The sequence below is a fragment of the Oricola nitratireducens genome, assembly GCF_014904745.1.
Lineage (GTDB): Bacteria > Pseudomonadota > Alphaproteobacteria > Rhizobiales > Rhizobiaceae > Oricola > Oricola nitratireducens.
In genome coordinates this window covers 280,818-293,924 of the sequence record NZ_JACZCS010000008.1, presented here as the reverse complement: position 1 = coordinate 293,924, position 13,107 = coordinate 280,818, and the positions used below count along the sequence as shown (strand labels likewise).

The following is a 13,107-nucleotide window of genomic DNA, read 5'->3' as shown; positions in this document are numbered from 1 at the left end:
CCTGTGTTTGTCTTGTTGCGTCCAGTTTATGCGATTGTTTGCGCAAATCCATAGACTTGATCGCGCATCTGTTGTGCGATTATACCCATACGATGGCTTTCGACTGGGACGATCTGCGTTATTTCCTGTCGGTCGCGCGCACCGGGCGCCTGACGGCGGCCGCGCGCCGCATGGGCACCGACCACGCTACGGTCAGCCGCCGCGTCTCGGCGCTGGAACGGGAACTTGGCGCCGATCTCTTTGCCCGTTCTCCGCGCGGCTATTCGCTGACCGGCGCCGGCGAACGGCTGCTGATCCACGCCGAGAATATCGAGAGTTCGGCGGCCACGATCCAGAACGATATCGCCGGAGAGAAGTTCTCTCTAAGCGGCGCAGTACGCATCGGCGCGCCCGACGGATTCGGTGCCTTCTTCCTCGCGCCGCGGATCGGCGAACTGGCTGACCGCCACCCGCAACTTGAACTTCAGATCGTCGCAATGCCCCGGGTATTCAGCCTGTCGAAGCGGGAAGCCGATATCGCGATCGGCCTGGAACGCCCCAACAAGGGCCGCCTCTACTCGCGCAAGCTCACCGACTACACACTGCATGTCTACGCCGCCCGTACATATCTCGAAACGCACACACCGATCACCTCCAGGCAGGATCTCACCGACCATCTCCTGATCGGATACATCTCGGAACTGGTCTTCACCCCCGAACTCGACTACCTGAAGGACATCGGAGACAATTTCGTTCCACGGTTGTCGAGCACCAACCTGTTCGCCCAGTTGCACGCGACGCAGGCGGGCGCAGGTCTCTGCATCCTGCCGGATTTCATGGCGCACGGCACCACGGACCTCGTCAAGGTCATTCCCGAACAGCTGGAATTCGTCCGCACCTTCTGGATCATGGCGCATCTCGACCTCCGCGACACTGCACGTATCAGAACGGTAATCGAGTTCATTTCCGAGAAAGTGACGGAGAACAATGCGATATTCTCTGAACGGTTCGGTGCCCGTTCAGATGGCTGAAGACCGGCCCATGCGACTTTGGCCATGCGCCAACAGTTAAACCGGACCACCCAGGCGGGCTGATCACTCAGCGTCGCACATCCCTAGAACAGGAGATCATCGATGCCCGCAGCGTCGGCCACGTTTTCGGCAGACGAACCCAGCAGGTGGTCATGGACATTGCGCTCGCTGTCCATCGTGTAACGGCTACGCATTTCGGCGAGGATCTCCCCGGCGCCGCCATTCTCCGCCGGCTTCGCGTCGGACAGGGCATACATCTCAAGTTCTTTCTGCGCCCGACGCCAATTATCGCTGAGATTCCCCCGCGAGTTGACGCTTTTCACCGCGTCCTCGATGAGGCCGATCACTTTCGGCGCCTGCCGGCCAACATCGGTGACGGCATCCCGGGTCCGGCTTATGACCGCCTCGATCAGCTCCGTGGCGGACGACGCATCGGACTCCAGCGCATTGATGTCGGCGTCGTCACCGCCTGACTGTTCCGCCGTCGACTGCCTTACGAACTCATCCGCCTCGCCGAGAGCGGCCATGATTCCGCTCGCCGCCGTCACCGTATCCGATGTCAGGTCCTTCAGTTCCTCCGCGATAACGCTCAAGGTACGGCCCTGATCACCCAGCCGTCCGCACTGGATCGTGGTGTTGAGACTGACCATCCGCATGTCCTTTTCGATCTTTCGAACGGCATCGATGTGGCCCGCCATGACGGCGAAAGTCTGCGTGACATTGTCGGCCACGCCTGCCAGGCTTGCCCGAGTAGCCCGAACCTCCTTGAACATGGCCTGAAGGCGATGCTGCTCGTCGACCATCGCGGCGAGCGCCGTCCCGCCCGAAGCCAGCATGGCGTCGGCGGCATTGTTGCTATCCTTCAGCAGCGCCGATGTGTCACTGGCCAGCGCCCGCAACGTCGTGGCGAGATCGAGGATACGCCCATCGAAATCCGGAATCGCATCCTCCAGCTGCGCCGCCTGAAGGCAGCAGACCACACTGACAACCGGGTCTGCTTTGCCGTCGTCCACACCTTCTCCCACCCGCATGCGAAGCATGGCCAGGGCCTGTTCCACGTGTTCGATGCGCTGACGGGTAATGTCCCCGATTTGCAGCGCAGAAACGGCGGCCGCGACGCGGCCGGTGATTTGGCGGACAAGCTGCGCATATTCGACGGATTTGGCGGCGGCGCGGACATTGTGGCTATCAAGGACCGAAAGATGATCGCCGAGGCGCTCTGAAATCTGATTCACGGTGTTGCCCTGCCGGGCGGAAAGGTCTGCATTGGCGGTGCGGGCCTTTGCCAGGCTGCTGCCCAAGTCATCGTATGACGCCGACAGCGCCTTGACCACATCCGCAACGCTCATCGCCAATGTCGACATACCTGTCGTGAAGACCGCGAAATCTTCGTCCTGAACACTGAGCGCCGCGGCAGCGATACGGGCGTTAATAGCCACGATTCCGATGGCCCGAACGGTCCTGGAAAGGTCCGAGAGCGGAGCGCGAACGGCCGATGCCATTCCCGCCAGATGATTCAGGTAATCGTGACTGCCCGAATGCGTTTCGACCAGTTCCCCGATCCTGTCACGCATGTCCTGAAGCTGGCGGGTCGCCGCCTTGAATTCCTCGCTCTCCAATGCGGCTGCGGTATCCGCGTGGGTTGCCGATACCTCGTTCAACAACCGCACGCAGTCCGACAACCGGGCGCCCATGTCCTCGAATTCCCGCTCGATGACCGAACGGGAGGCCGCGAGCCGATCCTCGATCTGTGCAATATGCTCCACGCTCCCGACAAGCCGGGATTCGGGGGCGTTGGCCAAGGCGCTTGCTCCCATCATGATGCACGCGCCGGCCGCCGGCCGGCCGCTCCCTTGATCACGTCAGGAATTCGATGAAGCGGCAAGATCCGGTCCGCCGCCCCGCGATCGATGGCTTCCTTGGGCATGCCGAAAACGACGCAGCTTTCTTCGTCTTGCGCCACGGTCAGCGCGCCGGCATTTTTCATTTCCAGAAGACCGTTGGCGCCGTCATCGCCCATTCCTGTCAGAATAATGCCGACGGCATTGGGTCCGACGCGCTGCGCGGCAGAGCGAAAAAGGACATCCACCGAAGGGCGATGCCGCGATACTTGCGGCCCGCCCCTGATAACGGTCCGGAAGCTGCTGCCGACCCGTTCTATCAGCATGTGCTGGTTGCCGGGCGCGATCAGCACCTGACCCGGAACAATCATGTCGCCGGTCTCGGCTTCCTTGACGGAGACGGCGCATATGCTGTCGAGGCGCCGTGCGAAAGCCGTCGTGAATTTTTCCGGCATGTGCTGGACGACGGCAATACCGGGACAGTCAGGCGGCAATACCGTCAGGACCTCGCGCAACGCCTCGGTTCCCCCCGTCGACGCACCGATACAGACAATCGTGTTCGTGACGGCGGTCGCCCCCTGCCGGAAGCCGCCGGATGGCAGGATTGCATCGGCGGTCAGCTTGGCCTCGACCTTGACCGGAGCGCCGGCTTGCCGCCGTTGCCGTACGCGCGCCTGCGCGGCGGCACGCGCCACGTCACAGATCCGGGTCCGGCTTTCTTTCAAGGCATGCGCGGTATCGACACGCGGCTTGGTCACGACATCCACTGCGCCGGCCTCCAGAGCCTGGAGAAAGGCCGCGGAACCCTCTTCAGTCAGGGTAGAGCAAATCACGACAGGGATCGGCCGCTGCGCAATGATCTTTCGCAGAAAAGTCAGGCCGTCCATGCGGGGCATCTGGATATCGAGAAAGATGACATCGGGAACCTCGTTGCGGATGCGCTCGGCGGCCACATAGGGATCCTGCGCGGTCGCCATGACCTCGAGGCCGGGGTCGCTGGCAATGATCTCGCTGAGGCACTGACGCACCGCAGCCGAATCGTCCACGATAAGGACGCGGATTTTCTTTCCGCGCGGGGCATTGAAAGTACTGTTTGCCATGTCGCTACTCACACTGATGTGTTCATGTCCTCTGGAAAATCCCCGGCGCCACCTGAGGTAACCTCAGATTGGTGCCGATCATCGATTCCGAATGTCCGAGAATGAGATAGCCACCCGGCCGCAGATGCCGCAGCAGCCGCATCGTCACCGCCTCCTGCGTCGCCTTGTCGAAATAGATCAGCACATTGCGCAGGAAGATCACGTCCACGTCGCGATCGAACGGATACGAGTTGTCCATCAGATTGAGCGCTTCGAAGCGGACGCGACGCCGCAGTTCCGGGACAATGCGGACCTCATCTTGCCGCGCCGGCAACCGGCCGCGCATGACATAGCGTTGCTGCATCTCCGCCGGCACCGGCTCAATCATCTGGGCGGGATAGATTGCCCGCCGCCCGGCCGCGAGCATTGCCGACGAGATATCGGTGCCGAGAATGGAGAAGTCGAGGTTTCGATAGCGCTCCCTCGCCTCCGCCATGACCATCGCGATCGTGTAGGCTTCAGCGCCATTAGAACTCGCCGCGCTCCATAGCTTCAGTTTCGGTTTCGCCCCGCTCGGGCGCAGGCTGAGCAGCGAGGGCAACAGGACGCCCTCGAAAACCGTGAAATGATCGGATTCGCGGAAGAAATCCGTCTTGTTCGTGGTGATCGCGTCGACCAGATGGCCGAACTCCTTTTCGAGCCCGCCCCTGTCGAACAGGTAGTCGCAATAATCGGCCAGACTGTCGCAGCCGCTCAGCTGCGTACGCTTGCGTAACCGGCCTTCCACCATGAGCCGCTTGGTTGGCGGCAGCTTGATGCCGCTATGTTCGTTGACGATCCCGGCGATACGCGCGAAGGCCTCGTCATCCAGTCGGTCTACAGGCTCTTTCGCAGTAATTACACTTCTCTGCGCTTGCGCCATGCGGGCATCCTCTGTCGGCCGGATCACGGCGATCCTCGGCCAGGCTTGGCTATAGGTTGCTGTTATATGTTCGGAGACGCGGGAGCATGCGGCACAGCCGGTACGCTCCCGCCCCCTTATGCTTCGGCCGCGACCAGCTCACCGGTTCGTGCCGGCGCGCTGAACGACATCCCGGCATCGCCAAACAGCCGATCCAGATCGAGTACCGTGACAAAGGCACCATTGCGGCGGCCGATGCCGGATATACAGTCTGATCGCCAGCTCATTCCGACTTCCGGCGGCGCTTCGAGATCGGTGTTGTCGAGCACCGTAACCTCGAAGACCCGGTCCGCCTTCAGACCGAAGGTCATTTGCCGACCCGCCACCTCGACAAACAACACGACAATTCGCGTGTCGGGTGTGTCGGCCGATTGCGGAAAGCCGAGCTTGAGCCGCAGATCGACCACCGGCACACTCTGGCCCCGAACGTCGATGACACCCAGGAGGCTTTCGGGGGAATGCGGCAAACAGCTGACCGGCCGCAATTCCAGTATTTCCTGCACTCGCCCCACCGGAACCGCGAGCGTTTCGCTCGCGATCCCAAGGGTTAGATATTGCGCAGCATCTGCCATGTTTGTCCCCCGGCTCACGCCGCGCCTTTTTGGCGGGAGAACTCGCTGTCGAGCGAGTCTCCGCCGTTGTCCATGTCGAGGTCGAACCCGCCACCGGCTACGGCCTTGCCCGCCGCGGACACCGGTTTCGCGGCGAAACCCTGACGCATCTGCTTGGCCATCGCGCCGAGTTGAGCAGATTGAGAGGGAGCGGCAGCCGGACGCCTGGTCGTTGTCGAGCTTTCATCCAGCTTGAAGAAGCCGATGGTCTGCTGCATCTGCTCGGCCTGGCTGGCCAGCTCTTCGGCAGTCGAGGACATTTCCTCGGCGGCCGACGTGTTCTGCTGGGTAACCTTGTCGAGCTGCTGGATCGCCATGTTGATCTGGCTCGCACCGGCATTCTGTTCGTTGCTGGCGGCCGAAATTTCAGAGACCAGCTCGGCGGTCTTCTGGATATCCGGCACCAGCTTGGACAACATCTCGCCGGCACTCTGGGCGGCCTTCACCGTATCGCCGGAAAGACCGGAGATTTCATCGGCCGCAGCCGCGCTGCGTTCGGCCAGCTTGCGAACTTCCGAAGCGACAACCGCGAAGCCACGTCCATGTTCGCCGGCACGTGCAGCTTCCACCGCCGCGTTCAGGGCCAACAGGTCCGTCTGGCGAGCGATTTCCTGCACGATCAGGATTTTCTCGGCGATGGTCTCCATCGCTTTGACCGCTTCGGCTACGGCCGCGCCGGACTTCTCGGCATCGCCTGCGGCAGTGCGGGCGATCTCTTCGGTCTGGCCGGAGTTGTCGGCGTTTTGCTTGATGTTGGCAGCCATCTGCTCGACCGACGAGGACGCCTCTTCGGTCGATGACGACTGTTCGGCTGCGCCCTGGCTGAGTTGCTCGGACGCCGCGGACATCTCCTGGCTGCCGGCCGCAACGTTTCGTGCAGCTGAGGTCACTTCACCGACGATATCCTTCAGTTTGGCCACCATCGAGTTCAACGCGTCGATCAGATCCTTGATCTCGTCGTTGGATTTCACACTGGCCGTGGCATTGAGATCGCCGTTGGCAACCGCATTGGCAAGATTGAGGGCGCTGGAAACCGCACGGGAGATGTTCAGCACGATCCAGGTCGCCGAAATGGCGGCAATCAGGGTAATGGCGGCTAGGAGACCGATCATCAGCATCCGGGCCTGTTCGAAGGACGCAGCATTTTCTTCCTGCGTATGAGCGATGGCTTCACGCATGCGCACGGTCATATCGCTGAGAACCGCGATGGCGGCGCGCCGATATTCACCGCCTTCGCGGCTGGCCACGGACGCATAAAAGTTGCTGTTTTCAAGGCCCTTGGCGACAGCTTGATCGACCAGAGGCAACCAGGCGCCAATGGACGCCTTGAGCTCTTGCAAAGCGGCCAGGTTGCTGCCGGTCAGCAGGCTCTCCGCCTTGGCCATTTCGGCGTTGAGCTCGCCGATGCGGGACTTGACCGTTTCAGAGTCAGCCTTCTGGGCGTCGGGATTGTCCTGATCGGTGAGCACTTTGAGGGTGTTGGCCCGAATGCGCAGCACCAGTTCGGTGATGTTGCCTATCGCTACATATTCCGCAGTGCTGTTGCCGCTCAACGTGCTGGCGGCGGCGGCATTCTCAAGACGCTGCTTGAGGACACCGGCCTTGCTCACCACGTTATTGTAGGCAATGCGGGCCTCGTTCGCCAGCAAATCGCTTGCGGCCGTAATCGATTGCTCGGCGCTCAGCTGCTGCACCTTCGCGTCGGCGGCAAGGAACTTGTCCCACTCCGCCTTGAACGCGTCAATGTTGGAGCGTCCCTCGGCACCGGACAGATCGTAGACCTTGGCGATCAGGTCATCGAGCTTCTTCTTGTTCGCTTCGATAGAAGTAACAACCGTGTTCACCTGGTCCTTGTCGGAGGCAAGAACGAGATCCTTTTCATCGCGGTCGATGCGAACGGCGGTGGAATCGATCTGGTTGATGTACCTGATACGGGCGATCTGGTTGTTGATCACGCCGTCATAGCTGTCGTTCAGGTTGCCGAGGTTGTTGATGCCGAGAAGCATGCCCCCAGCCGAAAGCAGGACAATGGTGGCAAACACCGCCCCCAGTTTTGCCTTCAATGTAAGTCTCATTAGTCGAACCTTTCTTCCGAAGTTAGGGCCTGACCTGCGCCCCCGTTTTCCCCAAATATCCGCCCCATGTCGGGAATGATGATGAAGTCGTCGCCGCGTTTGCCGATGCCGCGGACGAATTCCTGCCGCCAGCGCATACCGACTTTCGGTGCTTCCTCGACGGAGACCGCTTCGATATCGGTGACGTCATGAACCTTGTCGGCCAGGACGGCCAAAATGGTCGGCTCGCCATCGAGTTCGATCTCGATGACAACGATGCGCGTATCTGTGTTCGGTGGCGGACGATCCATGCCGAACATCACCCGCAGATCTGCCAGCGGCACGACGCGGCCGCGTACATTGATAAGCCCCCCGACGAACGCCCTGGCATTGGGCACTTCCGTGATCGGCACCACATCCAGGATTTCACGAACGCTCTCGGCCTCGATGGCGAAAATTTCCCCCTGCAGGCCGACTGTCAGCGCCTTCATCGCGGCGTCCGCGTCGTGCATGTCGTTCACTTCCGTCATGCCGCCCTCCCCGCATTTTCCGCCCGCAGGCGGTTTTCAAAAGTCTGGCCAAAGCTCACCAGGTGCCCGACATCCAGGATGAGGGCCACGGTTCCGTCGCCTAGGATCGTGGCACCGGAGAACGTCTCCACGTCGGCGTGGAACCGGCTCAGCGACTTGATGACGGTCTGGCTGTTGCCGATAATCTGGTCGACGACCAGCCCGACGCGGAATTCGCCGGCGGACACGACAACGACCTTCTGGTGAAGTTCCTTCGGCGCCTCGACATTGAACAATTCCCGCATCCGCAGGAACGGAACGAGACTGCCCCGGATATTAAGGAAATTGCGTCCCTTGGATTCGACTTCCGCCGTCGACGGTAGCTCGACACATTCTTCGACGGCGGATAACGGGATGGAGTAACGTCCGCCCCCAACACGCACGAGCATGCCGTCGATGATGGCGAGCGTCAGTGGCAGGCGCAGGGTTACCGTGGTCCCCTCACCGGGCCTGGAGGAGACGTCGATGCTGCCGCGCAGGGCATCCATGGTGCGCTTGACGACGTCCATGCCCACGCCGCGCCCCGAAAGGGACGTCACCTCGGCAGCGGTCGAAAAGCCCGGATGGAAAATGTACTGGAACAGTTCCTGATCGGAAATGTGCGCATCCTCGGCGAGCAACCCCGCACTCACGGCCTTGGCGCGGATGCGCTCGGCGTCCAGTCCCGCACCATCGTCAACAATGGAAATGGCAACTTCCGCGCCGGAATGAATAGCGGAAAGCCTGACCGTCCCCCAGGCCGGTTTTCCGACCTGCTTGCGTTGCTCCGGCACTTCGAGACCATGGTCAACCGCGTTGCGGATGATATGCACCAGAGGATCCGCGAGGCGCTCGATAACAGTCTTGTCGAGTTCGGTTTCTTCGCCCGTGGTCAGGAACTCGATTTCCTTGCCGAGATCGCGTGACAGATCGAAGATCAAACGGCGGAAGCGGCCAAACAGCGTCCCGATCGGCACCATTCGGATACCCATCGTCGTGTCCCGCAGGCCAGACGACAGACGTTCAAGCTCCTCGGCAACGGCCTTGAGGTTGAGATCGTTGCTGGCGGTCGCAATCTGAGACAAGCGGGCCTGCGCAATCACCAACTCGCCCACCCGATCCATCAGTTCGTCCAGCCTTTCGGCGGGAACCCGCATAGACGAACTGGATTTCTCGGTTGCGCCGTCAGCGGCCTTCTTCTTCGGTGCCGCGCCTTGCGCGACGCCGGCATCGCCGGCTTCGGCCACGGCTTCCGTTTCCGCGGTGTTCTCCTCGGCCGCCGGTGTTTCTTCGGCCACGGGCTCGATACTCAGTTCCATGTCATCGCGGATGAACATGAAAACATCCTCGATAGCCTCCCGCGACTGATCAGTGGTCAGCGTCACGTCCCAGACGAAGTAGCAGACTTCCGGATCTATCTCGTCGAGAGACGGAACCTGGTCGGTTCGCACGGAGATCTCGCAATCACCAAGCTGCCGCAATTCATCGAGAAGCAGCACCGGATCGGTTCCATGCGCCAAGCCATCCTCCGGCAGGCGGAATACGACACGCCAACCTTGCGGGCCGCTCGCGGTCGCGGCCGGCATCTCCGCGAAGGCGTCGGCCTGCTCGGTTTTCCAGCCGGCCGCGTCGAAGATATCGCGCAGCGCTACGAGGATAGGTTCGCCTGCCGGCACATGCGTGTCCGGCTCTTCGATAAGCCGGTGAACATGATCCTTGGCCGAGAGCGCCACGGCGATGAGGCCGGGGCTGGGAGGGACATCGCCGACACGGACGCGATCAAAGGCGGTCTCGAACTCGTGCACGAAGGCCGCGACGTCGTCGAAGCCGAACATCGCTCCCGAGCCCTTGATCGTGTGCAGAGCGCGAAATGCGCTATCGACGAGGTCACGGTCGTGCGGCGACTGTTCGAGATCGAGAAGCGCCTGCTCCAGCGTTTCGAGGAGGTCTCGTGCTTCCTGGAGGAAGACTGCAGCGGGATCGGGACCGGTCATGCGCCGACGACCTTTCTGATAACCGCCAGAAGCTGATCCTGATTGAACGGCTTGGTGATCCAGCCGGTCGCGCCGGCCTCCTTCGCCTGACGCTTCAGGTCGTCCGCGGATTCGGTGGTGAGAAAAATCACGGGAACGCCGGTGCTGGACGGATCGCCGCGATATTTGCGGATGAACTCGATTCCGTTCATCACCGGCATGTTCAGGTCGGTGATCACCGCGTTCACAGGATTGCTGGTGGCTTTCTGAAAGCCGTCCGCGCCATCGCATGCCTCGATGACCTGGTAGCCCGCCCCGGAAAGGGTGAGGGCAATCATCTGGCGAACCGATGCTGAATCGTCGATGGTCAGTATCGTCTTGCTCATCACGCAACTTCCTCCAGTCTGGCGGCGGCGTTCATCCAGAACTGCTCGTCTTCCGTGCGGGCAGTCCCATCCGGCGCGAGCAAACCCGCCTGGATCAACGTTGTTTGAAATGCGGAAGACGGCGTTTCCGACAGCACGAGTTCACGACCAAGTTGCCTCGCCGTGCGCCGGGCCGAGGCCAGAATCTGGATAATGCCGATGTTGAAATTAGCCAGATCGTGGACCTCGACCTTGACCCGTTCATGCTCAAGGAGCGCTTCGTGAAGGCGTTCGCCTGTCAATCCGGCGTCCTTGAGACCCAAGGCGCCGCTAAGGGCGACGACGGTTTCGCTGCACGCACTCACAATATATGTCCCCTCTAGTAAATCCATAGACTATGCTGAACAAAAAGAATTAAGAGTTTACTACATATATACTTTTTATAGATGCAAAATCGCACCAAGACTTAAGAAGTAGAATCAATTGTATTAGCCCAGGATGACTCAGAGCATTTCCCTAAGAGAATATAAAATTTTAGACACAGGCGGAAATTACCTTACGTAAGAAAGTTTTATTATGTTCTGGGAATATAGACTTGACTCTCGGGAACCGGCCTTCAAGGAAGCGCTTGGCCGCGGTGCAGGTCTTCCGCCGCCGCTATTTTATATATTCCAAATACAGCATGAGATTTAGCCGGCACGGGAAACGAGGCCCCGGAGGGCGACGACGGCCTGACTTCAATCCCGGGCCTCGGTACGCCGGTTCATATTTGTCATCGCGCCGACAAGCATCCCGTCCCAGGTCACTTCGGGAAAATCCGCTGGAACCTCGCGTGCGACCTCGCACCATAAAACCATCCCGAAACGATGCGCGTTCGGTCTGGCGAAGACCGTCTATAGCGTTCACGGTCGCGACTGCGCCGTCTCGAACACGAAACGCATGATCCGCTCCATCCCGGCGCGGGTGAAAATGGAGACTTCCGTCGCGACTTCTCCGGGCCGGTTCCGATGGCTGCACCTCTGCGGGAAAACTATTGCTTCAGCCAGCCGCTGAACGCATTGTCGAAATCCGGATACTGGGGCGGGCGGTTTTCGGCGATGTCTACGGCTGCCCAATGATGCGCTTTTCATCGGTCGCGCGGCCCGCCTCGCCGATCGCGGCAGACCGGACCGACAAAGCTCATCCGGCGCAAGCAATTGAACAATCGCGGATAATCTCATCGATCGGCGACCGGCGCACATCGTCAACCCGCCATATAAGACGCATCGTTTCGTCCACGTGCCGGGAAACTCGTCCGTCCGAAGCCATCCGCCGTCACAATTCCCTATCGTATGCGAAATGGATTTGTTGGTCCGTAACGTCTTGCGAAAGAACGTCAATTATGACTATATTGAATGAACGTTCAGCACGAATAAATCCGGATACCGGCCATGAACATCACTCAGCGCGATCTTTCCGTCCCCAACGACTGGGACCGCAGCGGACTTCCCGCCTGGAGCTATCACAGCGACGCCTTTCTCGAACTGGAGAAGGAGCATCTGTTCCGCACGCACTGGCAAATCGCCGGCCACATATCCGACATGCCGGAACCGGGCGACTATCTCGCCTTCGATGCTTTTGGCGAACGGGCGCTTGTCGTCCGCGGCCAGGACGGGGTTGTCCGAGCGTTCCACAATATCTGCCGTCACCGTGGTGGCCGGCTCGTCGCCGATGACCATGGCACCTGCCGCAACGCGCTGATCTGCCCGTTCCACGGCTGGGTCTACAACCTCGACGGCACGCTCCGCGGCGCCGCCCGCCCGCGCAGCTTCCCCGATCTCGATAAGAACGAATTCGGCCTAATCGAGATCGAGGCCGAGATCTGGATGGGGTTCATCTTCGTGCGGTTCCGCAAAGGACCGCAGCCTTCCGTCGCCACGCTGATGCAGCCGTTCGAGGAAGAGATCACGCCCTACCGGACGGCGGAGATGGTTCCGGCTGACGGCATCTGGACCCAGACCTCGCCGGTAAACTGGAAGTCGGTCCGCGATGTCGACAACGAGGGCTATCACGTCGCCATGGCGCACCCTGCCCTGCAGGACCTCTACGGCTCGACCTATTACGACGAGCCCTTCATCAACGGCGTGTGCCGGGCTTTCGGATCCTATGATGACCATTCCGGCCGCCGCTGGAGCGTTCGCAACTATCTCAATATCGCGCCAAAACCGGATCACCTTCCCGAAGGTCTGCGTTGCGCCTGGGTTTATTACGGCCTGTTTCCGAACGCGGTCATCGCGGTGACTCCGGAACTGGTCCAGTTCTATCAGGAGTTCCCGCTGTCGACGGGGGAATCGCTGTTGCGGGGCGCAGTCTACCGCTACGCCGACGAAAGCCGAGAGACGGCGGCGGCACGCTACCTCGCCCAGCGCATCGATCGCGAGACAATGGAAGAAGATGTCCAACTGACGGTCTGGTCAAACGAGTCCATGCTGTCGGAGGCCTTCGCCGGATTCTACCTGTCGGACCTCGAATACGGCGTGCGTACACATCACGACCATCTGCGCGAGGTCCTGCCCGTCCTCAATCTGGAAGAAGCACCGGACGAGCGCGAGATGGCCGGGATCAATCGACGGATGGCGGACAGCAGCTCCTGCTAAGAAAAGCCGAACCGGCCGGACGGATCGCC

11 protein-coding genes are annotated in these 13,107 nt (G+C 60.7%); 2 read left to right on the top strand and 9 right to left on the bottom strand.

The window, feature by feature from the left end; all coding sequences use genetic code 11:
* The first annotated feature begins 56 nt into the window (after positions 1 to 56).
* Positions 57 to 1,010: a LysR family transcriptional regulator gene (locus IG169_RS05605; protein ID WP_343225585.1), complete on the top strand. Its 954-nt coding sequence runs from the start codon at positions 57 to 59 to the stop codon at positions 1,008 to 1,010.
* An 83-nt stretch (positions 1,011 to 1,093) separates the two neighbouring features.
* On the opposite strand, the gene IG169_RS05600 is transcribed toward IG169_RS05605, so the two are convergent.
* From IG169_RS05600 to IG169_RS05560, 9 genes are all read right to left on the bottom strand, one after another.
* The gene (locus IG169_RS05600) at positions 1,094 to 2,812 is read right to left on the bottom strand and encodes a hypothetical protein (protein WP_193175176.1); all 1,719 of its coding nucleotides are present in this window, start codon (positions 2,810 to 2,812) and stop codon (positions 1,094 to 1,096) included.
* A gap of 14 nt (positions 2,813 to 2,826) precedes the next feature.
* Complete coding sequence (locus tag IG169_RS05595; RefSeq protein ID WP_193175175.1) at positions 2,827 to 3,951, bottom strand: protein-glutamate methylesterase/protein-glutamine glutaminase; 1,125 nt, start codon at positions 3,949 to 3,951, stop codon at positions 2,827 to 2,829.
* Positions 3,952 to 3,973: 22 nt separating this feature from the next.
* Positions 3,974 to 4,852, bottom strand: coding sequence for a CheR family methyltransferase (locus IG169_RS05590; RefSeq protein ID WP_193175174.1), 879 nt, complete (start codon positions 4,850 to 4,852; stop codon positions 3,974 to 3,976).
* Between the two features lie 116 nt (positions 4,853 to 4,968).
* Complete coding sequence (locus IG169_RS05585) at positions 4,969 to 5,463, bottom strand: chemotaxis protein CheW (RefSeq protein WP_193175173.1); 495 nt, start codon at positions 5,461 to 5,463, stop codon at positions 4,969 to 4,971.
* Between the two features lie 14 nt (positions 5,464 to 5,477).
* Positions 5,478 to 7,565 carry a HAMP domain-containing methyl-accepting chemotaxis protein gene (locus tag IG169_RS05580; protein ID WP_193175172.1) on the bottom strand — a complete coding sequence of 696 codons (2,088 nt, stop codon included), beginning with the start codon at positions 7,563 to 7,565 and terminating at the stop codon, positions 5,478 to 5,480.
* Positions 7,566 to 7,576: 11 nt separating this feature from the next.
* The gene (locus IG169_RS05575) at positions 7,577 to 8,047 is read right to left on the bottom strand and encodes a chemotaxis protein CheW (protein ID WP_193175171.1); all 471 of its coding nucleotides are present in this window, start codon (positions 8,045 to 8,047) and stop codon (positions 7,577 to 7,579) included.
* Between the two features lie 35 nt (positions 8,048 to 8,082).
* A complete protein-coding gene (locus tag IG169_RS05570; protein ID WP_193175170.1) occupies positions 8,083 to 10,098 on the bottom strand; it encodes a chemotaxis protein CheA in 2,016 nt (671 codons plus the stop codon).
* Positions 10,095 to 10,463 carry a response regulator gene (locus IG169_RS05565; RefSeq protein ID WP_193175169.1) on the bottom strand — a complete coding sequence of 123 codons (369 nt, stop codon included), beginning with the start codon at positions 10,461 to 10,463 and terminating at the stop codon, positions 10,095 to 10,097. The genes IG169_RS05570 and IG169_RS05565 overlap by 4 nt, the downstream gene beginning before the upstream one ends.
* On the bottom strand, positions 10,463 to 10,834 hold the full coding sequence (locus tag IG169_RS05560) for an STAS domain-containing protein (RefSeq protein ID WP_281435895.1): 372 nt from the start codon (positions 10,832 to 10,834) through the stop codon (positions 10,463 to 10,465). The genes IG169_RS05565 and IG169_RS05560 overlap by 1 nt, the downstream gene beginning before the upstream one ends.
* A gap of 1,038 nt (positions 10,835 to 11,872) precedes the next feature.
* Between IG169_RS05560 and IG169_RS05555 the strand changes: the two genes are divergently transcribed.
* A complete protein-coding gene (locus tag IG169_RS05555) occupies positions 11,873 to 13,078 on the top strand; it encodes an aromatic ring-hydroxylating oxygenase subunit alpha (protein ID WP_193175167.1) in 1,206 nt (401 codons plus the stop codon).
* Positions 13,079 to 13,107: the final 29 nt, after the last annotated feature.